General features: G+C 46.6%; 20 protein-coding genes. All 20 read left to right on the top strand.

Annotation, left to right across the window (positions count from 1 at the left end; all coding sequences use genetic code 11):
- Positions 1–154 precede the first annotated feature (154 nt).
- Positions 155–916, top strand: a complete 762-nt coding sequence (locus AC2TDN_RS15215; RefSeq protein WP_484688594.1) for an SDR family oxidoreductase — start codon at positions 155–157, stop codon at positions 914–916.
- Positions 913–2,190, top strand: coding sequence for a nickel pincer cofactor-dependent isomerase, group 22 (locus AC2TDN_RS15210; protein WP_484688593.1), 1,278 nt, complete (start codon positions 913–915; stop codon positions 2,188–2,190). Before AC2TDN_RS15215 ends, AC2TDN_RS15210 begins: the two co-directional genes overlap by 4 nt.
- Positions 2,187–3,701, top strand: a complete 1,515-nt coding sequence (locus AC2TDN_RS15205; RefSeq protein ID WP_484688592.1) for a gluconokinase — start codon at positions 2,187–2,189, stop codon at positions 3,699–3,701. Before AC2TDN_RS15210 ends, AC2TDN_RS15205 begins: the two co-directional genes overlap by 4 nt.
- A 26-nt stretch (positions 3,702–3,727) precedes the next feature.
- The gene (gene larE, locus AC2TDN_RS15200) at positions 3,728–4,543 is read left to right on the top strand and encodes an ATP-dependent sacrificial sulfur transferase LarE (RefSeq protein WP_482067461.1); all 816 of its coding nucleotides are present in this window, start codon (positions 3,728–3,730) and stop codon (positions 4,541–4,543) included.
- The gene (larB, locus tag AC2TDN_RS15195) at positions 4,540–5,214 is read left to right on the top strand and encodes a nickel pincer cofactor biosynthesis protein LarB (protein WP_482067460.1); all 675 of its coding nucleotides are present in this window, start codon (positions 4,540–4,542) and stop codon (positions 5,212–5,214) included. Before larE ends, larB begins: the two co-directional genes overlap by 4 nt.
- Position 5,215: 1 nt before the next feature.
- Positions 5,216–6,658 carry a nickel pincer cofactor biosynthesis protein LarC gene (larC, locus tag AC2TDN_RS15190; protein WP_484688591.1) on the top strand — a complete coding sequence of 481 codons (1,443 nt, stop codon included), beginning with the start codon at positions 5,216–5,218 and terminating at the stop codon, positions 6,656–6,658.
- 161 nt (positions 6,659–6,819) lie between these two features.
- A complete protein-coding gene (locus AC2TDN_RS15185) occupies positions 6,820–8,085 on the top strand; it encodes a glucuronate isomerase (RefSeq protein ID WP_484688590.1) in 1,266 nt (421 codons plus the stop codon).
- A gap of 217 nt (positions 8,086–8,302) precedes the next feature.
- Positions 8,303–9,538, top strand: coding sequence for an aminopeptidase (locus AC2TDN_RS15180; protein ID WP_482067457.1), 1,236 nt, complete (start codon positions 8,303–8,305; stop codon positions 9,536–9,538).
- A gap of 322 nt (positions 9,539–9,860) precedes the next feature.
- On the top strand, positions 9,861–11,183 hold the full coding sequence (locus tag AC2TDN_RS15175; RefSeq protein WP_482067456.1) for an extracellular solute-binding protein: 1,323 nt from the start codon (positions 9,861–9,863) through the stop codon (positions 11,181–11,183).
- A gap of 99 nt (positions 11,184–11,282) precedes the next feature.
- Positions 11,283–12,173 carry a carbohydrate ABC transporter permease gene (locus AC2TDN_RS15170; RefSeq protein ID WP_482067455.1) on the top strand — a complete coding sequence of 297 codons (891 nt, stop codon included), beginning with the start codon at positions 11,283–11,285 and terminating at the stop codon, positions 12,171–12,173.
- A gap of 17 nt (positions 12,174–12,190) precedes the next feature.
- On the top strand, positions 12,191–13,021 hold the full coding sequence (locus tag AC2TDN_RS15165; protein WP_482067454.1) for a carbohydrate ABC transporter permease: 831 nt from the start codon (positions 12,191–12,193) through the stop codon (positions 13,019–13,021).
- A 44-nt stretch (positions 13,022–13,065) separates the two neighbouring features.
- Positions 13,066–14,946 (top strand): sensor histidine kinase, encoded by a 1,881-nt coding sequence (locus tag AC2TDN_RS15160; RefSeq protein WP_484688589.1) that lies wholly within the window; start codon positions 13,066–13,068, stop codon positions 14,944–14,946.
- A complete protein-coding gene (locus AC2TDN_RS15155) occupies positions 14,943–15,746 on the top strand; it encodes a response regulator transcription factor (RefSeq protein WP_482067452.1) in 804 nt (267 codons plus the stop codon). The genes AC2TDN_RS15160 and AC2TDN_RS15155 overlap by 4 nt, the downstream gene beginning before the upstream one ends.
- A gap of 109 nt (positions 15,747–15,855) precedes the next feature.
- Positions 15,856–15,924 (top strand): histidine kinase, encoded by a 69-nt coding sequence (locus tag AC2TDN_RS15150; protein WP_484688719.1) that lies wholly within the window; start codon positions 15,856–15,858, stop codon positions 15,922–15,924.
- A 238-nt stretch (positions 15,925–16,162) separates the two neighbouring features.
- The gene (locus AC2TDN_RS15145; RefSeq protein WP_484688588.1) at positions 16,163–17,881 is read left to right on the top strand and encodes a sensor histidine kinase; all 1,719 of its coding nucleotides are present in this window, start codon (positions 16,163–16,165) and stop codon (positions 17,879–17,881) included.
- A 232-nt stretch (positions 17,882–18,113) separates the two neighbouring features.
- Positions 18,114–19,475 carry an ABC transporter substrate-binding protein gene (locus tag AC2TDN_RS15140; RefSeq protein WP_484688587.1) on the top strand — a complete coding sequence of 454 codons (1,362 nt, stop codon included), beginning with the start codon at positions 18,114–18,116 and terminating at the stop codon, positions 19,473–19,475.
- Positions 19,476–19,496: 21 nt separating this feature from the next.
- A complete protein-coding gene (locus AC2TDN_RS15135) occupies positions 19,497–20,315 on the top strand; it encodes a response regulator (protein WP_484688586.1) in 819 nt (272 codons plus the stop codon).
- Positions 20,305–21,165, top strand: coding sequence for a helix-turn-helix transcriptional regulator (locus tag AC2TDN_RS15130; protein WP_484688585.1), 861 nt, complete (start codon positions 20,305–20,307; stop codon positions 21,163–21,165). The genes AC2TDN_RS15135 and AC2TDN_RS15130 overlap by 11 nt, the downstream gene beginning before the upstream one ends.
- A 180-nt stretch (positions 21,166–21,345) precedes the next feature.
- Positions 21,346–22,359, top strand: coding sequence for an S-layer homology domain-containing protein (locus tag AC2TDN_RS15125; protein WP_484688584.1), 1,014 nt, complete (start codon positions 21,346–21,348; stop codon positions 22,357–22,359).
- A gap of 124 nt (positions 22,360–22,483) precedes the next feature.
- Positions 22,484–22,855 carry a hypothetical protein gene (locus AC2TDN_RS15120; protein WP_484688583.1) on the top strand — a complete coding sequence of 124 codons (372 nt, stop codon included), beginning with the start codon at positions 22,484–22,486 and terminating at the stop codon, positions 22,853–22,855.
- The last annotated feature ends 677 nt before the right edge of the window (positions 22,856–23,532 follow it).

Genomic DNA, 23,532 nt, shown 5'->3' with positions numbered 1-23,532 from the left:
GCACATATGCACGCACTCAATTATGTCGTTCACTTTATCACAGAATGTCTATTTTGCAAATGAAAGCGGTAAACATTTCGTATAGACAGGTAAGGAATATTCGGATATGATGAAAATAACAACGTTGTTAATTTGGGGTGGGAGTGGTTTGCTTATGTTTAATTTACAGGAAACGGTGTCAGTTGTGATCGGTGGCAATGGCGTACTGGGAAGTGCCATGGCATCTGCACTCGCCGAAGCGGGATCAAAGGTTGCTGTCGTTGGCCGGGATATGGCGAAGGCCGCATTGGTGTGCGAGCAAATAGAACGAAGCGGCGGCTCGGCAAGATCCTTCCAAGCGGATGCGACTAAGAAAAACGAGCTGGAATCGGTACTCGAGCAAGTGCTGCAATGGGGAGGACGCGTGGATACGCTAGTCAACGCCTCGGGAACGAACAGCACGACGCCTTTTTTTGAACTAGAGATGGATGAATGGGACCGGATTATGGACGTTAACTTAAAGAGCGTCGTGCTGGCAAGCCAAGTATTCGGAAAAAGAATGGTTGAACAGGGGTACGGCGGCTCCATCATTAATATTTCATCGGTATCGTCCGCTCCGGCGCTTTCTCGGGTGTTCACTTATTCGGCATCCAAAGCGGGAGTCAACAGTGTCACGCAATTTTTGGCCCGCGAATTGGCCCCGCACAATATAAGAGTCAATGCCATTATTCCAGGCTTTTTCCCTGCTGAGCAAAATAAAAAGATTTTATCTCCGGATCGAATTGAATCGATTATGCGGCATACCCCGATGGATCGTTTCGGAGCTCCCGAAGAGCTCAAGGGAACGGTTGTATACTTAGCCTCACCGCGCGCATCATCGTTTGTAACCGGTGCTTTTCTGCGGGTAGACGGCGGATTTGGAGCGATGACGATATGAGCGATATTTTAACACAGTTAGTTGAAAACATACCGCTTCCCAAGCTTGTGAAGATTCGCCAATCATTTGATGACACGATTCTAGAAGATCCGCTTGAACATCTCACCGCACGGCTGCAAGCATCCGAATCGATGGCCGGCATTGCAGCCGGCCATAAGGTTGCGGTCGCCGTCGGAAGCCGGGGCATTTCCCGAATCGATGAATTGACGAAGACGGTGATCGACGAGCTGAAGAAAATCGGCGCTGAGCCATTCATCGTGCCATGCATGGGAAGCCATGGAGGAGCGACAGCGGCCGGGCAGACGGAGGTGCTTGCCCATCTGGGCGTTGACGAGCAGAGAATGGGCTGTCCCGTGCGCTCATCGATGGAAGTCGTTCTGCTAGAGCGTCTGCCGAACGGCTTGCCGGTTTATTGTGACAAAATCGCTGCGACGGAGGCGGACGCAATCGTCGTCATCAACCGCATTAAGCCGCATACCGCTTTTCGCGGGGCGATTGAAAGCGGGATGTTCAAAATGATTTCGATCGGGCTAGGCAAGCAAAAGGGAGCGGAAGCGTGCCATCAGCTTGGGTTTAAGTATATGGCTGAGAATGTACCTGCAATGGCGAAGGTTATGATCGAGAAGCTCCCGATTAAGTTCGGCGTGGCGGTCGTCGAGAATGCTTATGACCAGATTTGCCGGATCGAGGTTCTTGGTACGGATATTATGGAAGAAAGGGAAAAGGAGCTGCTCATCGAAGCGAAAAGCCGCCTTCCCCAAATTCTTTTTACGGAGCTTGACGTGCTCGTGATCGATTATATCGGCAAGAACATCAGCGGCGATGGAGCCGATCCGAATATTACGGGAAGATACCCTACACCGTATGCGCATGGAGGCCCGGAGGTCAATAAGATGGTTGTTCTTGATCTTACGCCGGAATCCCAAGGGAATGCCAACGGCGTAGGCACGGCCGATTTCACGACGAGCAGGCTGGTTGGCAAGACGGATTGGCCGAGCACCTATGCAAATGGGCTTACATCAACGGTCTGTGCGCCAACGAAGCAGGCGACTACGCTTGCGAATGACCGTGATGCCATTAAAGCGGCTATCAAAACCTGCAACATTTTGGATTATACCGCGTGCAAGCTTGTCCGCATCCGCGATACGCTCCACCTTGGAACGATTGAAATTTCGGCAGCGCTCCTTGAGGAAGCAAAGATCAATCCGCGCATTGAAATATTGGAAGGACCTTACGAGTGGACGTTCGACGAGGAAGGATATTTGCCGAAATGAATGCGGATCCCAAAATTGTTATCGCAATTGATATCGGAACGACAAGCACGAAGACGCTGGCCGTCGATCTTGCTGGAAACATTCACGGCAGCGAGTCGATCGAATATCCGCTGCATACGCCAAGTCCAGGTTATGCCGAGCAGGACCCGGATGTTATCTATGAGGCTGTGCTTGAAGGTGTAGCGAGCATTATGAGGAAAGGCGATTATTCAGCTGAAAATGTAGTGTGCGCTGCGTTCAGCTCCGCCAATCACAGCTTAATTCTTCTGGATGCCAGCGGGCTTCCGCTAACTCCCAGCATTACATGGGCAGACCTGCGCGCCGCCGTTCAGGCTGAACGATTGCTCGCAGACGGCACCGGCTTGCCGATATATTCGCGGACGGGAACGCCGATCCACCCGATGTCGCCGCTCGTCAAGCTGATCTGGATGAGGGAAGAGCGTCCAGAACTTTTTTATTCTGCAAGCCATTTCATTGGCATTAAGGAATATATTTTAAATAAGCTGTTTGGTGTTATGGTTATGGATCATTCTCTGGCAAGTGCAACTGGATTGTTTAACTTGGAGACGTTGGCATGGGACAAGGAAGCGCTGCTTCTGGCAGGTATCCGCGAGGAGCAGCTGCCAAGACTAGTTCCAACTACGGAACGATTGAATGGGTTGAAGCCGGAAGCTGCCGAGCGAATGGGACTTTCCGCAAATACGGCTTTTATCGTCGGCGCGCAGGACGGCGTGCTGGCTAATCTCGGAATTGGAGCTGTGGAGGAAGGCGTGCTCGCCGTAACGATTGGCACAAGCGGGGCGGTACGATCCGCCGTAAGTCAGCCCGCCTTCGATCCGGCTGGGCGGCTGTTTTGCTACGCTTTGACGAGTAACCATTGGATTGTTGGCGGACCTTCCAACAATGGCGCTATCGTAGCGAAATGGATTGCGGATCGGCTATACCCGGGCAAAGCGATTGAAGAGATTCTTCCGCTTGCTGCAGCTGTCCCTGCGGGAGCTAATGGACTGCTCTTTCTGCCGCTTTTATCGGGTGAACGGGCTCCTTTCTGGGATGCGCAGGCGAAGGGGGTTATGTTCGGACTGACGCTCTCGCACAATGAAACGGATATGCTTCGCGCTGCTATGGAAGGGGTCATGTTCCAAATTACGGCTATCGTTGCTTTAATGAGGCAAGCTGGGGAAAAGCCTAAGGAGGTTCGGGCATCCGGAGGTTTTGCGCGCTCAGCTTTATGGTGCCAGATGCTGGCCGATATGCTGGGGGTACCGGTAAGCGTGCCCGTATCCGTCGAAAGCTCGGGACTCGGAGCCGCTCAGCTGGGATTATACGCCATGGGAGGTTGCGAAGGCCCGCTGCTCAGGTGGAAGATGGATGAGGGCAGCCTCTATGTACCTGATTTGATGAATCATCAACTATACCAAAGACTATTGCCGCTATATTTAAGCTTATACGATCGGTTGAAAGAGCCGATGAGGGAAATTTCATTGCTTCAAAATACGTCGGTTGGATGACCTTAGCAGAAGGAGGGAGCAGTAACATGCATGATAAATACAGCAAGCTGCAAGCGATTTTAAAGGACATGGAATCCGTTGTGGTCGCGTTCTCTGGAGGCGTCGACAGCACTTTTCTTTTGGACACCGCAATCAAAACGCTTGGAAGCGAGCGTGTCTTGGCGGTTACGGCTGACTCGGAGACATATCCGTCGGAAGAGCTGGAGGAAGCCATCCAGCTGGCGAAGCGTCTTGGAGCAACACATAAAGTAATTGAAACGTCCGAGCTCCAAATACCTGGTTATAAAGAGAATAATGCGAACCGTTGTTATTTTTGCAAAAAAAGCCTGTTCGAGCATCTTGAACCGTTCATCAAGGACGGTGATTACCGCCATATCGTTTATGGGCTGATTGCGGATGACATGAATGAGCATAGGCCGGGAGTTCAGGCGGCGAAGGAACGCGGCGTGCGCGGCCCTTTGCAGGAAGCGGGTCTTTATAAAGAAGAAATCCGTGATCTATCCCGCGAGCACGGGCTTGCCACTTGGAATAAGCCGTCCTTCGCCTGTCTTTCCTCTCGGATCGCTTACGGCGAGACGATTACGATTGAGAAGCTGGGACGCGTCGGTGAAGCCGAGCGCTATATTCGCTCCCTTGGCTTCGGTCAAGTCAGGGTGAGAAGCCATGGCGATATCGCCAGAATCGAAGTGGAGCAAGGAGCGATGGAGCGGTTGATTAGCTTTGCATCGATCATCTCGGACCGCTTGAAGGAGCTGGGCTTCCTCTATGTGTCCATGGATCTCTCGGGTTATCGCAGCGGCAGCATGAATAAAGTGCTTGAACACGGAGGAGCGGCGATATGAACGAATTTGAGGATCTTGGTTTTTGCAAGCTGGATGTGGGGCGCAATGAGCGGACCGGGCATCCCGAGGTCGTTTTTGGACTGGGCAAAACAACCGAGCAGGTGGAAACGATTTTTTCCCGGCTTGTTGAGATTCATGGCAGGGCGCTTGTAACGCGTGCAACGCCCGAGATGGGCGAACGAGTAGTTGCAAAATTTACTGATGCCCGCTATGACGAAGCCTCTCGCCTTATCTCGCTAGGAAGGTCAACGCGAGTGCTTCCTGGCAAGGTAGCCGTCGTGACCGGCGGGACATCGGATATTCCAGTAGCGGAGGAAGCGGCTGGGACTGCGGAGTGGATGGGCTGCGAGGTTGATCGCATCTACGACGTCGGAGTCGCTGGCATCGATCGGCTGCTAAGCCAAAAGGAACGGATCAGGGAAGCATCCGTTGTCATTGGGGTCGCGGGCATGGAGGGAGCCTTGGTGAGCGTTGTTGGCGGACTTGTTCGCAGGCCGGTAATAGCTGTGCCGACCTCCGTAGGATACGGCGCGAATTTACAAGGCATAACGACGCTTCTTGCCATGATGACCTCCTGTGCAGCAGGCGTTACGGTAGTGAACATCGATAACGGATTTGGGGCAGGATTTCAAGCAGCAATGATTTTACAACTGGTAGCGGAGGGCACGTAGCATGAGGACGCTTTATTTGGATTGCATTTCAGGCATCGCAGGAGATATGGCTCTGTCCGCGCTGGTGGACCTTGGAGCAGACCCGACTTATATGATTAGCCATTTATCGAAGCTGCCAATCGATCCGTTCACCATGGAATTTATAGAGGTGGACCGGAGGGGCATCACAGCGAAATGGTTGAAGTTAGACTTTGTTAACAGCGATCATGTGGATGCTCATGTTCATCATCACCATGATCATGAACACGCTCATAGCCACAGTCACAGTTATGGGCATGATCACGATCATAGTCATGATTACGGTCATGATCTCAGTCATGATCACAGTCACGGTCACAGCCATGATCACAGTCACGGTCACAGCCATGATCACAGTCACGGTCACAGCCATGATCACAGTCACGGTCACAGCCATGATCATAGTCACGATCATAGTCATGATCATAATCATCATCACAGCCACGATCATTCGCATGAGCATTCGCATGAGCATAGAAAAGCTTCCGACATCTTACGCATGATCGAACACTCAAGCCTGCCAGACCGAGTTAAATTGCGGAGTCTTTCCATTTTTCGTCTGATTGCCGAAGCAGAAGGCAAAATTCATGGCATGAACCCGGCTGACGTTCACTTTCACGAGGTCGGAGCTATGGACTCCATTTTAGACGTCATTGGCGTTTGTTTAGCGCTGGAGAGCCTCGATGTCGGCAAAATAATCGTTTCACCCGTGCCTACAGGAACCGGTAAGCTTCGCATGGCACATGGATTATATCCGATTCCGGCCCCTGCGACTGCGGAGCTGCTTCGAGGCGTACCGTTATCGCCGTTCACGGCTAAGGGTGAATTGACGACGCCGACCGGCGCCGGGATCGTCAAAGCGCTGGCAGCAGGCTTCGGCACTTTGCCCGCAGGTACGATTGATCGAATCGGCTACGGCGCAGGTACAAAGGATTTTGAGCATCCGAACGTTTTGCGCGCTATTTTGTATCAACAAGAGCAGCAAGAAAACAAAGAGACGATTGTCGTACTCGAAGCCCAAGTGGACGATTCAACGGGGGAAATGCTTGGTTATGCGATGGAAAAGCTATTCGAAGCCGGGGCGCTCGATGTGTACCATACGCCGGTCTATATGAAAAAAAACCGTCCGGGTGTCCTCGTCAGCGTGTTATGCCGACCAGCTGATAGCGACCGATGCGAGGAAACGCTGCTTGCAGAAACGTCAACCTTCGGTGTGCGCCGAAGCGAGCGGCAGCGCAGGGCGCTGGAGCGCCGATGGATTCAAGTTGAAACGCCATACGGCATAGTAAGAGTAAAGCAGGCGATTGACGGAGAGAGGATCATTCGCCAATCACCGGAATTTGAGGATGCGGCTCATGCTGCCCGAACATCCGGGATACCTCTAGAAACCGTATATCGCGAAGTCTACAAACAGTTGAAAGAATAGGAGACTGGGAGTAGAGGGGATAACGTAATTTCGGCCAAAAATAACAACGTTGGTATAACGTAGCCTATATCCTGCCAAATGCTGCACATGTGCTTTCCGTACTATCGACAAAGCTGGCCTTTTAACATGATCAATGAAACTAATTCAAGGGGGAAAAAATAATGAATACCCAATCCGTTATAAGCTTGGCTGATCTTCGGCAAACGGTACAAAAATGGGCTCACAGCATGCCTGTCACAGATATGCATACGCATTTATACGCTCCCGAATTCGGGGATCTGCTTTTGTGGGGTATCGATGATCTGCTGACTTATCATTATTTGATTTCGGAATCGTTTAGATGGTCAGAGGATGAATACAGCCGCTTCTGGTCAATGACCAAGCGCGAGCAAGCGGATTGGATATGGAAGCAGCTATTCATTGACCATTCTCCGGTAAGCGAGGCGGCTACCGGATTCATCACCATCTTGAAGCGACTAGGATTCGACGTATCCTCGCGCAACCTGGACGATTACCGTCAAGCCTTGGCGAAGCGAACGGTGCATGAGCAAGTCGATACGGTGATGCAGATTGCGGGAATTGAAAAAATCGTCATGACAAACGACCCATTTGATGCTGTAGAACGCCCGGTCTGGTTGTCAGGCAATGGGAAGTCGGATCCCCGTTTTTTTGCGGCGCTTCGGGTTGACGCACTGCTTAATGATTGGCCTCACTCCGTAAACGAGCTGCAAAAGCTCGGGTATGACGTGCAAGCAGAGTGGACGGAGCGGACAAAAGAGGAGACCCGTCGTTTTCTGTCTGAATGGATTATTCGGATGGATGCTCTCTATCTTGCGGTGTCGATGCCGGGCGATTTTAAATACCCAGCCGATGATCATAGAAGCAAGATGATAGATGAAGTTATGATTCCCGTATGCCAGGAGCAGCAAATTCCGTTTGCGCTTATGATTGGCGTTCGCAGAAAAGTGAACCCGTCGCTGGGACTTGCTGGTGATATGAGCATGCGCTCAGACGTGTCTGCCGTTGAAGCGTTATGCCGACGTTATCCGGAGCAAAAGTTTCTTATTACTATGCTTGCAAGAGAGAATCAGCATGAATTAACGGTGCTTGCCCGCAAGTTCCGTAATTTGATGATCTTTGGCTGCTGGTGGTTTCTCCATATCGAGTCCATGGTTGAGGAAATGACTAGGTTCCGCATAGAGCTTCTAGGCACTTCGGTCATTCCGCAGCATTCGGATTGTCGTGTCTTCGAGCAGCTGATCTATAAATGGGAGCATTCGAGGTCAATTATCGGGAACGTGCTGGCAGATAAATACGAGAAGCTGCATCATAGCGGCTGGGAAGTGACTGAGGAGGAAATCAAAAGAGATTTGGATGATATGTTGAATCGGAACTTCTGGCGTTTCCTTGGCAAAGGTATTTCCTAATCGAATGGTGCTTCAAATGAAAAGGCGATTCTTACCGCGTAAAGCGGGGAATTGCCTTTTCTTGCATAAGGGAGATTTTTTTAATTCCGAATATGCATTCCATGCTTCATTAAACGCATAGATCCCTAGCTTCATTTGAGCATTTTGTAAGGGAGTACTATAATAGAAGCAAGCAATTGCCAAGTAAATTTATACTAATATTGGAGGTAAACTGACAATGACATATCCTACATATCAGCATTTGGAAAATTACGCTGCGCTGGCCGTACAAGTTGGCGTCAACGTTCAGCAAGGGCAGACGGTTGTCGTTATGGCTCCGATTACCGCCGCTCCATTGGTACGGCTTATTGCCTCCAAAGCTTATGAAGCCGGAGCGAAAAACGTGCATGTCGAATATAACGATGAGGAGCTAACCCGCATTAAGTACAAGCAGGCGCCGGAGGAAGCCTTCTTGGAGTACCCGATGTGGCGTGCCAAGGCATGGGAGGATTATGCAGATAAAGGTGCGGCGTTTATTACCATTTATTCGCCGAACCCGGATCTTCTGAACGACGTGGATCCGGCCCGGGTTGCGACAGCGACTAAGACGGCCTCTACTGCGATGAGCAGCTACCGCGGCGCCTTGATGAGCCATACCAACGCATGGACGCTTATCTCCTATGCAACGCCGGAATGGGCGTCGAAAGTATTTCCGGATGTATCGCAGGAAGAAGCGGTTCAGAAGCTGTGGGAGCGGATTGTCGATGCCACGCGCATCGGACTAGAAGATCCGATTCAAGCATGGAGAGAACATAATGCGAAGCTGCTCCAAATGGTTGAGGTGCTTAATGGCAAGCGCTACAAGCAGCTGCAATATGAGGCGCCAGGCACTAGCTTGACCGTTGAGCTGCCGGAAGGTCATATTTGGCTGGGCGGAGCCAAAGCGAACGCCAAAGGGGTGTTTTTTAACCCGAATATGCCGACGGAAGAAGTATTTACGATGCCCCATAGAGATGGTGTGAATGGTGTCGTTCGAAGCACGAAGCCTTTAAATTACAATGGCCAGGTTATTAACGGCTTCACCTTGACCTTCAAGGACGGCAAAGTGATCGATTACTCGGCTGAGCAAGGCTATGAGGCGCTGACTAATTTGCTGGGTACGGATGAAGGGGCTAGACATTTGGGCGAAATCGCGCTTGTTCCTCATGACTCGACAATATCAAACTCTAATGTGATTTTTATCAATACCTTATATGATGAGAACGCCTCTTGCCACCTTGCACTAGGTCAGGCGTATCCAGTTAACCTCACTGGCGGTACCAAAATGTCCCCTGAGGAGCTGCTCGCTCACGGTGCAAACAGAAGCCTTACGCATGAAGATTTTATGATCGGCTCGCCCGATATGAATATTGACGGCGTGATGCAGGATGGAACCCGCGAGCCTATTTTCCGCAATGGCAATTGGGCGATCTAGTTAAAGCAAAGGCTTTGGCTCATTCAGAATGATCTGCTTGGCCAATCAACAAAAACCAGCGCAATTGCGATTTCTAAATGGAATCCGCTGTTGCGCTGGTTTTTTTAATTCTTACATACTTGGATTAGAGTAGATGGGCATATCCAAATTACTGGAATTGTCGCAATCGGATTCATGTGAGGTTTGTGTCAGGAATGTGGATTATCCTAAAAAAATTAAACATTAAACCAAAAAAAAACGTATCACGTCAATAGGCTATATTACGTGATAATTGTAAATAGGCAAGGCGCACTATCAAATTTTAGAATCGGGGGAGAAAAAGATGAAGAAATTGATTCTGATCATGGTAATGTCATTATTCGCTATCAGCTTGGCTGCATGCGGAGGCAACAACGCACCAACGGAAGAAAGCAGTAATCCGACTACTGGCAACACAAGCACGGAGAAAAAAGAGGTTACGCTTAATTTTCAAATTCATACAGCAGATGAATCTTCGGTTCAATTGAAAGCGCTTCGTCAAATTGTAAAGGATTACACTGAGGCAAATCCTAACATCAAAATCGAAGTGGACGCGTTAAACAGCGACCAACAGAAATTGAAGTTGAAAACGCAAGCAGCTTCCAATGACATGCCGGATATTACTGTGGTGAATCCAGGGGCTCAAATGAAACCTTATGTTGATGGCGGCAAGCTTGCTCCGCTTGACGACATTTTGGACAAAGACGGCTTGCGTGATTCCTACCAACAAGGAATACTTGACTACTACACATTTGATGGCAAGACTTATGGATTGTCGGAAGCAAATGACATTGGTCTAATGTATTACAATAAAGATCTGTTCGCACAAGCGGGTCTCGAGATCCCGACTACTTTCGAAGAAATTGTAGAGGCTTCCAAAGTGCTTAAAGCTAAAGGAATCATTCCGATGGCAATTGGTGAGAAAGAGCCTTGGACAGGATCGTTCTTGTTCACAAACATCGTAATCCGTCTTGGCGGTGCTAGCTTCTTGCAAGACGTAATTGAAAAGAAAAAATCTTTCGACGACCCAGCATTTGTGAAGTCCGTTGAAAAAATGCAAGATCTCATTCAAGCAGGTGCATTCCAAGAAGGTGCAACATCATTCGACTATGAGCAAGGCGAGAATTTGTTCTTGACTGGCAAAGCTGCAATGTACTACATGGGTTCTTGGGTAACTGCTTCTATCGAAGGATCTGAAGTTCAGGATAAAGTAGTCGCGAAACCATTCCCTACAGTAGATGGCAAAGGCGATCCAAATGAATTTATGCTTGGACCTGGTTCAGGTTATGTTATTTCCGCGGGTACGAAGCATATGGAAGAATCCAAAGCGTTCTTGCTTTACTACATGACTAACTATCCGAAAAAGATGTTTGACATGAAAGGTGCAGTTGGTCTTGCACAAATCGTAGACGGTGATTTCGCTGGCGCGGGTTACTCGCAAACAGCAATTGATGTTCTTGATATTTTCAAGTCAGTAAAAGGCGGCTCGATCGCGTTCGACAACTTGATTGATCCAAGCACGACTCAATATCACTTGAATTCGCTTCAAGGCATGTTCATTCAGAAGGTTAAACCTGAAGATATTGCTGCTGAGCACAAAAGTAATTTTGACATCAACAATCCTTAATCTACAAACCTAAAACATTAACTAAGGGAGCCTTCACGGTTCCCTTCCTTTATTCAATAAGCAGGCCAATGAAGCCTATGGCAACACGGAGGGATTACAATGAATATTTTGAAAGTTTCAAAAACAGCACTAGCGATCTTCATACTGCCGTGTCTTATCTTGTATGTGCTGATGGTGTTTGTTCCAATTATTGTATCCATGTTCTATTCTTTCTACCAATGGGACGGCATGAGCACGGCGAAATTTGTAGGACTTCACAACTTTGTTTCCATGCTTACGAAAGACCCGTTATTTTGGCCAGCGGTAAATCGGGGTTTGCTCTTCGCGCTAATATCGGCATGTGAAATTCCGTTTGCATTGTTTATAGGTATTCTACTTACAAGGTACCTTCGCAAACCGAACACTTTGGTTTCGATTTACTTTTTGCCCGTTATTTTGTCTGTTGTCGTAATCGGTCAGCTATGGCGTTCGATCTATAACCCAGCCGAATTTGGAGGCATGCTGAACAAGCTGCTTGTATCGGTAGGGCTGGAGAGCTGGACACATACTTGGCTGGCAGAACCTAAAATCGCGATCTATGCAATCTTTTTCGTCGCCTTGTGGCAGTATCTAGGCTACCATGTATTAATCCAATTTACAGGCTTGCAGAATATTTCCAAGGAAATATATGAAGCATCACGTATCGACGGAGCAGAAGGCTTTAAAGCTGATCGTTACATTACCATTCCGTTAATGGCACCCGTACTTAAAATATCGCTTATACTAGCGGTTATCGGTTCACTTAATGCATTCGATATTGTTATGGTAATGACAGGCGGAGGACCAGGAAATTCAACCGAAGTTATTTCTACCCTCATGTATAACAAAACGTTCATGTCCTTCCAGTACGGCTACGGCAGCGCAATGTCCGTATTTTTAGTCGCAGAAGGCTTGGTCGCTACAATATTGCTTAATTTTGCCTTCAAACGCTCAGAGAATGCCGCATCTTAATAGTGCGGAACAGGAGGATGATACAAGTGAAAATCAAAAAAACGATTGTCCGGGCTTTTTTGGCCCTTCTAATAATAACACAAGTATATCCATTGCTATGGCTTGTGTTGTACTCCTTTAAGACTAACGAGGAAATATTATCAAGCACCTTCTTTGCCCTTCCACAAGTTATGAAATGGGAAAATTACACGAATGCATTCGTGAACGGCCACTACTTGCAATATTTGTGGAATAGCGTTATTGTGACAGGGGTATCGATGATTATCACATTGATACTCGGCGCCATGGTTTCCTATGCAATTGCCCGTTTCAAATGGAAAGCATCCAAAATCGTCATGCTTGTTTTCTTGGTCGGTATTATGATACCGACACAAGCGACGCTGATTCCGCTTGTTGTATTGTTTAATAAGCTGCATATTATGGACACGCATCTATCGCTTATTTTGCCTTATATCGCATTCTCTGTGCCAATGGCTGTCTTTATTTTGTCCGAATTTTATAAAGGAATTCCTCATGAGCTCGAAGAATCGGCAGCAATTGATGGGGCATCCATTTATCGGATTTTTACAAGCATTATTTTCCCAATTACAGTTCCGCCTTTGATGACTGTATCGATCGTAACGTTCATCACCATTTGGAACGAATACATTATGGCGGCTACTTTTATTTCTAGCTCTCATCTCAAAACATTGCCTTTCGGTATTTATAGCTTTGTCGGAAAATATACGACGAATTACGGTGCAATTGGTGCATACTTGATCTTAGGCGTTATTCCTGTACTGATCGTTTACTTCCTCCTTGCTGACAAAATTACGCAAGGCATGGTTGCAGGCGCGGTAAAAGGATGATCCATTGAGATCTGCCTTAAAATGGATTCAAGGGAGATAAAAGCATGAGGCGGGGCAAACAACGGTTTAATCGATTAGGTGTTCGTTTATTTCTATTGTTTGTCGGGAGCTCCTTTATCCTCATGCTTATGTTAACCATGCTGTATTACCAAAGATCGGCAATCCAAGTCAATGACAAAGTAGGAGACGTGGCATTAAAGAGCATGTCGCAAGCTAGCGGTCATGCCGAGCTGCTTCTGAAGGGTTATTCGATATTGGCGAAATCGATTGTCAGCAGTCCGGAGATCCAAACCTATGCGGCACGTGATCAAAAAGACATTCCTTCACTACAGGCTATTAGAGAGCGTACGATAACAAACGCCTTAGGCTCGATTTATTATTCGTGGGATGACATTATTGGCATCTACGTGATAACGGATACAGGAAAAGTGTACAGCTACGGAAGCCGAAATGCACAGGTGATTGACGTTGGCTATAAGGATTCCCTCTGGTACTATCAGATTAAGCAATCCAAAGGGGAGCCTATTTGGCTTGGCGTAAAGGAAAAATCAATTATTGATCAAATTGAACAAAGATCTGTATTCGCTTTCGGAAGCCAATTGGTGGACTTCACCAATCAGAAGTCGATGGGCATCATACTTGTCGAGATGGAGCCAAAGGCTCTTAATGACATCATGAAAAATTTGGAGTTGTCCAATAATAGCGAATCATTTCTCTTGAACAGCGATAAGGCCTTACTGGCTCATAATAAGCAAGATCACATTGCAACTTCTATTGCGCGTGATATTGCGGATAAACATGACAGCAAGCCTGTTCAGATCATTGACAATGATCGTTATTTAATAGTTAATGGCATGCTGAACAGCAAGGGACTGCAGCTCTTGAGCATAACGCCCAGATCGGATCTCGCTTTTGAGCTCAATCAGACGAAGCAATTTCTTCTCATGATTTTTATGCTGCTGATTTTCTTGTCCATCCTATTGGCATTGTTTGTATCGAGATCGGTTTCCTTGCCGATAAGCCAAATGATTCGTCAAATGAAGCAGGTTGAGCGTGGGGATTTTAATGGTATGATGGAAGTAAAGTCATTCGAGGAAATTAGGGAAATGGCTCAAAGATTTAACCGAATGGTTGATCGGATCAATGGTTTGATAGATCGTATTCGAGCGATATCCGCGAGTGAGAAGAATGTACAGCTTCAAGTTCTGCAAGCACAAGTGAATCCTCATTTTTTGTATAACACGTTGGATATGATTTACTGGATGCTGGAGGAGAAGGAAGAAGAAACGCTTAGCGAGGTTGTCCTTTCCCTTTCTGAAATATTTAGATATAGCAGCAACTGGGAGCATTCATCAAGTGTAAAGCTCCACGAAGAACTCGAACAAATTAAAAACTACGCACTCATTTGCCAAACACGAATGAGTCATCGATTAGAAATTAAAATAGAGATCGATCCCATTTGGCATGAAATAAAGCTCCCGAAGATGATTTTACAGCCGATTGTTGAGAACGCTATCGTTCACGGTCTGGACGAGAAGGACTCGGATGAAGCTGGAGTTGTCCTTATTACATCCAATTTTGATGCTGGGAATCTCTATATTCATATTGAGGATAATGGTGTTGGCATGGAGCAGGACAAGCTTCGGTCACTATTATCCTTACTCCATATCAAGTCTGAGAAGGAGCGCACGTTTGAGAGGAAGACGGCGAACGGGCTCGAGGAAATCCCTGAAGGGCAAGCAGAAGATTTAATCTCCATTGACTTGCAGCGGGAATCCGATACGGGGATTGGGCTGTCTAACGTACACCGACGACTTTTGCTTTGGTATGGACCAGCTTATGGCGTGCAAATCCGCAGCACATTTGGAGAGGGAACGCGAGTATCCATTGTCGTTCCCGCTATTTTGGAGGAGGAGCATTCATGAATATTTTGATCGTGGATGACGAGAAACCGATATGTGACGGTGTGAAACGGACCATTCTCTCCTCCTTTCCGGATGCTTCGATTTTAGTCGCAGGAAACGGGAAGGAAGCGCTGGATCTACTCTCCAAATCACCGGTTGATATCGTCATTATGGACATCAAGATGCCGAAGATGAACGGATTAATGCTTCTGGCAGCAGGCAGGGAATTGGATCAACGTATTAAGTGGATCATCATTTCAGCCCATGCCGATTTCTACTATGCACAGGAAGCGCTCAGGCAAGGAGCCTCCGACTATATGCTTAAACCGATCGGGAAGCAAAAATTGATAGCGCTTATTACAAGATTGCAGGCCGAAATGATTAAGGAGCAAGAAAGATTATCTGCAAAAGAGTTGTTGGAGCTCGAAGAAAAGGCAACAAAGTCAACCCAACTGTTAAAGGATAGCGACAAAGCATCAACAGGAATGATCGACACAGCCATTCAATATATTCATGAGCATTTTCATGAAAATGTGTCGCTCGATAAAATCGCTGCGGCCGTTTTTTTAAATCCAACTTATTTCAGCCTGCTGTTCAAACAAAAAGTCGGTGCTGGTTATAAGGAATACATTACTCAGCTAAGAATGGAAAAAGCCAAGGCATTGCTGCGAGATACAAATCTTAAAGTATCGGATATTGCGGTGCAGGTTGGCTTTAATGATATGCGTCATTTCACGCAGGTGTTCCGAAAATCATGTCAGGAAACACCAACCGAATATCGAATGTCAGAGTCTCAGAAGACTGATCGCACATCACTTTAATTGTAGGTGTGAATCGGGATATAGCAAGCTTAAACCGCCATGCGCATATGGCGGTTTTTTTCTGTTTAGCATCATGGCTGGATGGCAAAGAGGATAAGGCTTCCGCGCGCTGCAAGCGCAAATAAATCCGCATGTTTTGCTGAATACATTAAACTATATAAAGTGGATAGCTATTTAGAACTTAACCTGTCCTATTTTATTCGAAACGGGGTTCTAGGAGGAGTTTCGGTTATTCATAACGGAATTGTCCAACTATTCTCGTTTATGGCTAAATAAAAAAAGGGCTTGCTCGTTTATGATAAAGCTAACGAAGACATCGCGAGAGGGTTTTATCGCAGATTGTCGAATTGAAACGAGAGGCTTCCAAATGCTGTAATTGCTAGACAGGCTCTGAAAATTTAGCTGAAGGGGTCCTTATGCAAAAAAATTTACGCATGTCCACGATACTTAGACTTTTTTTCATTTTAGTCGTCATCGTACCGGTCATATTAATTTGCGCGGTCATTTTGAACATCTATGAGCGGGATATCCTTCAGCAAAATACGGGACGGTCGCTTCAGACCTCGCAAGCGGTAGCCTATTCCGTTAGTCAGGAAATTAACCGGATGGCGGGTCTATTTGCTTCAATCGGGGTGGATCAGGATGTCATATTATCGGTGTTTGACGTCCATCACAAGGTGGGCATTGAGAAGCAATTAGCCAGCAATAAGCTGAAAATATTGATCGAGAAGTATACGGCGTCAGTCTCTGGCCGAGTCTTATCGGTCAACTTCTTTTTTGATAACGGCAAATCGTACTCCTATTTAAAAAATATGGTGAGCGAAGAGTCGAACATCCGTCAGCAGAAATGGTATCACGATACGACGAGTACGCCTAACATCGTCCGTTTCTTAGGCATGCTCCCGAATATGCTGTATGGCAATTATAATCCACATATTATGGCCGCTGCACTTTCCCCAAGCGACCCTAACCCTTTTTCTAAACTAGAGATGATTTTGTTTACGTTTGAGAGCGGCGCATTCGATCGTATTTTGCAATCCCGTGATAATTCCGAATCGGTTCTGCACATCGTAAGCGAGAAAGGTGAAATTATCGCATCCAATACGATTGTGGATAGAGGCAGCTTGATTTCTGGCAATTGGAAATCGAAGATCGGCCATGAGGAGAAGGGCTCTTTCGTCGACGATACAGAGGGCAGCCGCAAATTAATTACCTATGCTAGAGTGGATAATTCAAATTGGTATATTGTACAGATGCTTCCTTATAAGGATTTGCTCGAAAATTACAGAAGCGTTAATTCGTTTGTATGGTTTCTTGCGATTTTGATCATTTTGGCGTTTGTGCTCGTTTCCTTCTATCTCGTATCCAATGTCACAGAGCCGATCAGCGCGCTGCTCCGTCAAATGGTCCGTGTCACCGGCGGTGACTTAAATGCGAGATATACCGGTTCGGGAAGCTTGGAAATGGTGCGGCTTGGCCATTCCTTTAATTTGATGACGGAACAGGTTAAGGAGTTAATTGATCAGCATGAGCAGCAGGAGATCGAGAAGCGCAAAGCTGAGTTTGCCGCTCTTCAGTCCCAAATCAACCCTCATTTTCTGATCAATACGTTAAATTCGATCAAGTACATGGCTTTAATCAGCAAAGCAGACAATATTCGCAACATGACGCATGCCTTAACCCGTTTGCTCGCCTCTTCGTTTAATCGCGGCGGTCTGCTCACTACGATAGAGGAAGAAGTAGACCACCTGAAGCATTATTTATATATTATGGAGATTCGATTCGGAAGGTCGATTCAGACGGAATGGGATATCGACAGCAACATCTCCCGCCATTATTTGCTCAAGCTGCTGCTGCAGCCTATTTTGGAGAACAGTATTATTCATGGACTGAAAGAAATCGATTATCCCGGAAAAATCGATGTTGCCATTCATGCGGCAGATGACGATTTGATCATTACGATCGCAGACAACGGGGCGGGCATGCCAGATGAGCTGATGGCTCAAGTACATGATCGCCTAGCTATGCTTTTAGCGGGATGGGGAATCGAAACGTGCATCGGCGTATTCAATTGCATTATGGCGATCGTTACGGTTTGCAATATGAGCCCAATTATCCGCATGGCACGAAGGTGAGAATACGGCTGCCTTTAATTATTGAACCGGATGAGGAGGAAATGGCCGACATTCCTTTTAGGAAGTAAGCAAGAGTTGGGCTGGTGGATAAGTGGAAAATGATGCATAAAAGATCATGTTTGAACCAAAAACGTCATATCGCTTTGTCTATTTACCGTGTAAGATGGCAAATAGATCGCTGAAAGCGCCAACAAGTCTAATCATATTCCAAGCATCATAGGGAGATAAATGAATGAGATTGAGAAAAGGAGTAGGTTCCGCCTTAGTCATCAGCCTTAATTTTATAAGCCTGCTTGCCGGTTACATCGGCTATAACAAAATCGAAATCAATAATAAGGTTAATTCATTTGGCTCACATGATACACGATCAAAAAAGGCCTCCAATCATAATCAGCCGGTCAAAATAAAATTAGGAATATGGGAATCCAAGACGGATATTGCCTTCTGGACGGAAAAGGTAAAGGAATACTCGGTTGTTAAACCGAATGTAACGGTCGAAGTAGAAACGATTCCGGATAACAGCGGTCAATATTTAAAGGTGCGATTGGCGGCAAATGATTTGCCCGACTTGTTCTATTTGAAACCAGGCCATCTCACGACATATAAAGATTCACTCCTATCGCTGGATGAATTGAATGCGACAGGCAGAAACCGGTACCCGGCCAGGCTGGATGGGCATATACTCGGTTTGCCGCTTGTGTCCTTCTCGGAATACGTCTATTATCACCCTAGTATTTTTAAAGAGGCTGGCGTAGAGGTGCCCCAAACCTATGACGAGTTTATGGCTGTAATGAAAAAAATCAAAAAACATGGCCAATATATACCGATTGCGATCGGGGGGAAGGACGACTGGACCTTTTATCCCTTTATTGAATTCGGCCCTCCTATATTGACGGAGGATGAGCAATATTTGGCTAATCTTGCGAATATTAAAAGACCGTTCGGAGCTGGCTCGGGCTTCGAGAAAGCAGCGAATATGCTGAGAATCATATCGGAAAACAAGCTTGCAGGAGAAGATGCGCTAGCGATCGGGTTCGATCAGGCAACACAATTGTTTCAAACGGGCCAAGCAGCGATGATCGCTCTAGGGCAATGGTATTATACCGATCATATGTCGAAGGTGAATTCGGAGGATGCGGATATCGATGCATTCGCCCTTCCCTGGAGAGCAACGACAAATGAGACGCTGCAAGCTGTCACCATGCCAGATCAATATATGGCGATCAACAAAAATTCCAAATACACGGAAGATACGATAGCTTTTCTGGAATGGATGTTCAGCCGAGATGTTTATCAACAATATATTAACTATTCACAGAACTCTTCCACCTTGAATGATGTGACAGCTCATCTGCCCTTCTTTAATGAGGTGAACAACCGGCATCCCTTCAATCCGTTTATGTATCAAGGGTCGGATGAGAAATTTGTGAAGCTGAAAAACGCAGCGCAATATGACGAGAAGAAGATGGCGCAGCAAATTTTTGCAGGCGCTTCCGTAGCTGATATTCTGAGTAAATTGAATGAAAATTGGAGTAAGGCGGTTGAATACGTCGAGAGCAACAATATCCATTTTCCATTATATTTTGACAGGTGATATCAAAAAGGGGGAAATATGATGGCGAAATACCAAGCTTTCATTATTGACGACGAACCTTTAGCTAGATTGGCACTACGGGAGTATATTTCATTAGCTTCAACGGACATCGAAATTGCCGGGGAAGCCGGTGATGGGGAAGAGGCGTTAACGCTGCTGCGGGAATGTCAGGATATCGACATCATTTTAGCCGATATTCAAATGCCGAGGATGAACGGAGTGGAGCTGCTGAAAGCGCTCCGTGACGCTTCATTATCCCGCGAGCCGCTGGTCATTATGCTCAGCGCGTACGGCGATTACGGTTATGTGAGGGATTCGTTTGTTCTTGGCGCCTTCGATTATATGCTTAAAGCGAAATTGGACGAAGCGTATATCGCGCCTGTGCTGCACAAGACGATAGCGGAATTAAACCGGCGGCAAAACACTGCAGCTGCAGCATCCCCCGCTCAGGATGAAGAGGAAACGGTGTGCGCAATCCTTCACCGGCTTTCCTTATCGCATGCTTCAAATCTACCTTCATACGAGCATGATGAGGAGCTTAGGCAAGGATTGGCATTTGTCAGAAATCATTTGGGAGAGAAAAATCAAGAGGTAGCGCTTATCCGATTATCGGAGGTTGTACCCTTCGAGCATGTTCACCGCATGGTGCTGCAGACGATACGAACGGTGACCAATAGAGACCGGAATGAAGGGGTATGCCGCGTATGCCGCCAAGATGATCGCCATTACACTTTATTTTTTTACGTTTCCCGAGCAGTGCAGCACACTAGCCATACGAAGGCTGACCCAAAGCGTATTAACCGATGTGAAAATAAGGCTGCGCCAGTTTTTGAATCTTAATCTATCGATTGGAATCAGCGATGTCGCAAGCGGCGTCATGCAATGGAACCGGTTGTTCAGACAAGCTGAACGGCTGTCTATTCTTAGCTACTATCATGGTTATGATCGTTTATTATATCCAGAGGCGGAGCGGCCGTATCGAATAGAGGAGGACGATTGGAAGGAGGAGTGGGCGTCATTTAAGCCGGAGCTGCTGCAAGCTTTAAAGGAAGCAGAACCTTCGCTTTGGAAGCAGCGGCTGCAGCAAGGCTTAGAACGGCTGGTCGAGCGTTTTCCTTCTTCGCCTGATGATATCAAGTCAGCGCTGAGTGACCTAATATGGGAGCTGGGATCGCTCATGCACCAAAATGGCGTATCCTGGGAAAAGTTCCATGAGCAGTTTCCTCATCCGATGGAGCATGTTCGGAATTTGGAGACTTGGGAAGAGACCATTCATTGGGTTGAGCTGTTTCTGGAGAAGCTGCATGAGAAATTGCATCCCAAATCACCATCCACAGCTGGCTGGCTTAGCCCGGTTGTCGCGAGAGCGAAGTCGATTCTTGAGAATCATTTTGACGAGGATATTCATCTTTCCAATATTAGCGAGATGGTCGGCGTCAGCGAGAGCTATTTAAGCAAGCAGTTCGCGAAAGAGACCGGTGTTAACTTCATTTCTTATTTGACGAGTTTGAGAATTGAGAAAGCGAAGGAAGGGCTGGAAAACGGCTTGAAAATATATGATGTCGCGGAAAAAGTAGGGTACGTCAACCCTGAGCATTTCAGCCGGATTTTCAAGAAAGTTACCGGACTTAGCCCAGTAGCCTATCGCAAGGAGAAAGATAAGCGTCTTATCATCACTTCTTATATGTAAGGGTACAAAAAGAGCCTACTGATCACGTTTAAGTGGTTTGGGAGGTTCTTTTTTCGTTATAGAGAAAAATAAGTCGTTAAATGCAAAAATAATCAACTTTACTTCAAAATAGATCATGTGTATCCGTTTCCACGGTCTGTATGATAGAGGGGTCAATAAAACCAAGGGGAGGGATACAATTTGTATCGCAAAATACTGTTGAACACGTTAATCTGTACGATTTGTTCCATGCTGCTGATGACGGCTGCCAGTGCGGAGAAGGCATCTGACTTTGTGATGAGCTCATCGGTCAAGGAATCTGCTCAAGCACAGTTTACGATCACCTTTAGCGGAGAAAACATGAAGGATTTGTACGCGTATGAAGCAAAATTCAAGTTTGATCCGGAACAATTGGAGGTTGTAAAAGCGGAATCGAGCTTCAAAGGATTTTCCGTCGCTCCAATCGTTAAAAACAATGAAATTACTTTTGCCCATACGAAGATCGGAAATGTGAAGGGTGAAGCAGGAAATATGGAAATTAGCACCATTACGTTCAAAGCGAAAAAGGCAGGAACCGCCAAGGTGGACTGGACTTCGATGAAAATAATAGATCAAAATCTGAAGGATCAAGCCTTCACGCTAAAGGAGTCCATCGATTTTGTTAGAATCTTCAGCGATATCGCCGGCCATTGGGCTAAAGACGACATTATGCAAATGGTCGATAAAAAAATCGTGGAAGGAATCGATAGCGATCGGTTTGCTCCAAACAACAATGTAACGAGAGCGCAGTTCGCAGCATTGATTGCAAGAGCACTAGAACTGAAGGTCGGCAGCGGGAAAAATCCGTTTGCAGACGTGAAGGCAGGCTCATGGTATGAGGAAACGGTAAAAAGCGCATATGCCGCAGGTATTATCAACGGCATTACGAGCCAAACCTTTGCGCCTGATAAAAGCATTACGCGAGAGGAAATGAGCGTCATGCTGATGAGGGCGAAGGCTTATGCTGCCGGAGTTAAAGTAGACAGCCTTAAAGCGGGCAACCTAAAAGGGTTTAAAGATGAAGGCCAAATTAGCGAATGGGCCAAAAAATCGGCAGGGTTCGCCATTGCTTCCGGATTGTTGAAAGGAAGAACGGCAAGCTCCTTCGCGCCGAAAAAGCAGACAACTAGAGCAGAGTCGGCTGTCGTCATTAAGCGTTTATTGTCAGGCTCTTGATGATACATTTTGTATCGTCAATATCGATCAGACGGCAATGTTGGGGGGGGATGCAAAAAAAAGAAGATACATAGAACGGCATAGCTTCGTCTGGTTTTCATTAAGCAAAGAGAGGGAGATCAAAGTGAAAAGAAGCACCAAACCGTTCAGCGTTCTTTTGGCTATGCTGCTTGGCATTCAGCTTTGCATGCCTTCCGCTGCTGTTTTCGCAGCTGAGACAAATGATGGCTACTTTAAGGATTACAATGACGGCAGCATTGCAGGTTGGACAGCAGGCAAAGGGATTACCGCTTTTACTGCGGACAATGGGACTGTCAAAGCGGTTACGCAAGGAGCCGTCATCGTCTACGATCAGGATTCGCCGCAATATGCGAATGGCGAATATGAAGTCAAGCTGAAGTTTAACGAGGCGCCGACAAGGTTTGGTTTAGTCTATCGTTATGTGGACAGCAGCAATTACAATGTCATCCAATACGATACGAATACTAAAAGATAGAATAGCTTACCGTGAAGTAGGCTGGGACTATCTAACCTCTTCAACATCATCTGTGGAATATTGGATAAAAAAAATCGAGGCCCAGGGATTCAATGTTAAGGTAGAATCCGCCGAAGTCTCTTAAAAATTTTTGACATTCTTTTTTAAGAGGAGAGTGTCTTTTTGCGCTTTTTTGAGGGGCTATTTTCGTATAAAAAGGACTAAACTCGCTAGAGAAGTAGCTCGGATTGAATAAAAAAGTGATATGATGGTGGTGCAGGGGTTATTCCTGTACCGCTATTTTTCTTTTTAGAGCTATCGCAGCCAAATGGAGTAAATGTTGAGCAAGCGCAAGAGACGCTTCTAAGTGATAGGCTCTTCCACAATCTTCGATTGTAACTAATCAGGCATGAGGGCGGTGGTGTAAATGAGAACTTCGGCGGACAGACAATCCTTTATTTTTCTAATTCAGCGATTATTGTGGCGTTCGCGGACTCAGGTTCCGCTATTCACTCAAAAAACCAATTTCAACCTCGTTTAAATGGTGATAAAATTCCTGTAGGTGCTAAGAAATGGCCTTTGAATGAAAAGGAGCGCCTCTGGTACGATAGGGTTGCACGGGGTCAAAGCCCTTATTACCTATCATCCAAGGAGGACGCTCTACTATGAAGTTTAAATCATCGCACCGTATTAATCAA

The sequence above is a fragment of the Paenibacillus sp. Y660 genome, assembly GCF_057221575.1.
The sequence above is the reverse complement of the archived record's forward strand: the minus strand, read 5'-3'. Positions and strand labels throughout refer to the sequence as shown.

Excerpts from the sequence above, each read along its gene's own strand:
- AC2TDN_RS15215 (WP_484688594.1), top strand. The coding sequence starts at position 155 with ATGTTTAATTTACAGGAAACGGTGTCAGTTGTGATCGGTGGCAATGGC.
- AC2TDN_RS15210 (WP_484688593.1), top strand. The coding sequence starts at position 913 with ATGAGCGATATTTTAACACAGTTAGTTGAAAACATACCGCTTCCCAAG.
- AC2TDN_RS15205 (WP_484688592.1), top strand. The coding sequence starts at position 2,187 with ATGAATGCGGATCCCAAAATTGTTATCGCAATTGATATCGGAACGACA.
- larE (WP_482067461.1), top strand. The coding sequence starts at position 3,728 with ATGCATGATAAATACAGCAAGCTGCAAGCGATTTTAAAGGACATGGAA.
- larB (WP_482067460.1), top strand. The coding sequence starts at position 4,540 with ATGAACGAATTTGAGGATCTTGGTTTTTGCAAGCTGGATGTGGGGCGC.
- larC (WP_484688591.1), top strand. The coding sequence starts at position 5,216 with ATGAGGACGCTTTATTTGGATTGCATTTCAGGCATCGCAGGAGATATG.
- AC2TDN_RS15185 (WP_484688590.1), top strand. The coding sequence starts at position 6,820 with ATGAATACCCAATCCGTTATAAGCTTGGCTGATCTTCGGCAAACGGTA.
- AC2TDN_RS15180 (WP_482067457.1), top strand. The coding sequence starts at position 8,303 with ATGACATATCCTACATATCAGCATTTGGAAAATTACGCTGCGCTGGCC.
- AC2TDN_RS15175 (WP_482067456.1), top strand. The coding sequence starts at position 9,861 with ATGAAGAAATTGATTCTGATCATGGTAATGTCATTATTCGCTATCAGC.
- AC2TDN_RS15170 (WP_482067455.1), top strand. The coding sequence starts at position 11,283 with ATGAATATTTTGAAAGTTTCAAAAACAGCACTAGCGATCTTCATACTG.
- AC2TDN_RS15165 (WP_482067454.1), top strand. The coding sequence starts at position 12,191 with ATGATACAAGTGAAAATCAAAAAAACGATTGTCCGGGCTTTTTTGGCC.
- AC2TDN_RS15160 (WP_484688589.1), top strand. The coding sequence starts at position 13,066 with ATGAGGCGGGGCAAACAACGGTTTAATCGATTAGGTGTTCGTTTATTT.
- AC2TDN_RS15155 (WP_482067452.1), top strand. The coding sequence starts at position 14,943 with ATGAATATTTTGATCGTGGATGACGAGAAACCGATATGTGACGGTGTG.
- AC2TDN_RS15145 (WP_484688588.1), top strand. The coding sequence starts at position 16,163 with ATGCAAAAAAATTTACGCATGTCCACGATACTTAGACTTTTTTTCATT.
- AC2TDN_RS15140 (WP_484688587.1), top strand. The coding sequence starts at position 18,114 with ATGAGATTGAGAAAAGGAGTAGGTTCCGCCTTAGTCATCAGCCTTAAT.
- AC2TDN_RS15135 (WP_484688586.1), top strand. The coding sequence starts at position 19,497 with ATGGCGAAATACCAAGCTTTCATTATTGACGACGAACCTTTAGCTAGA.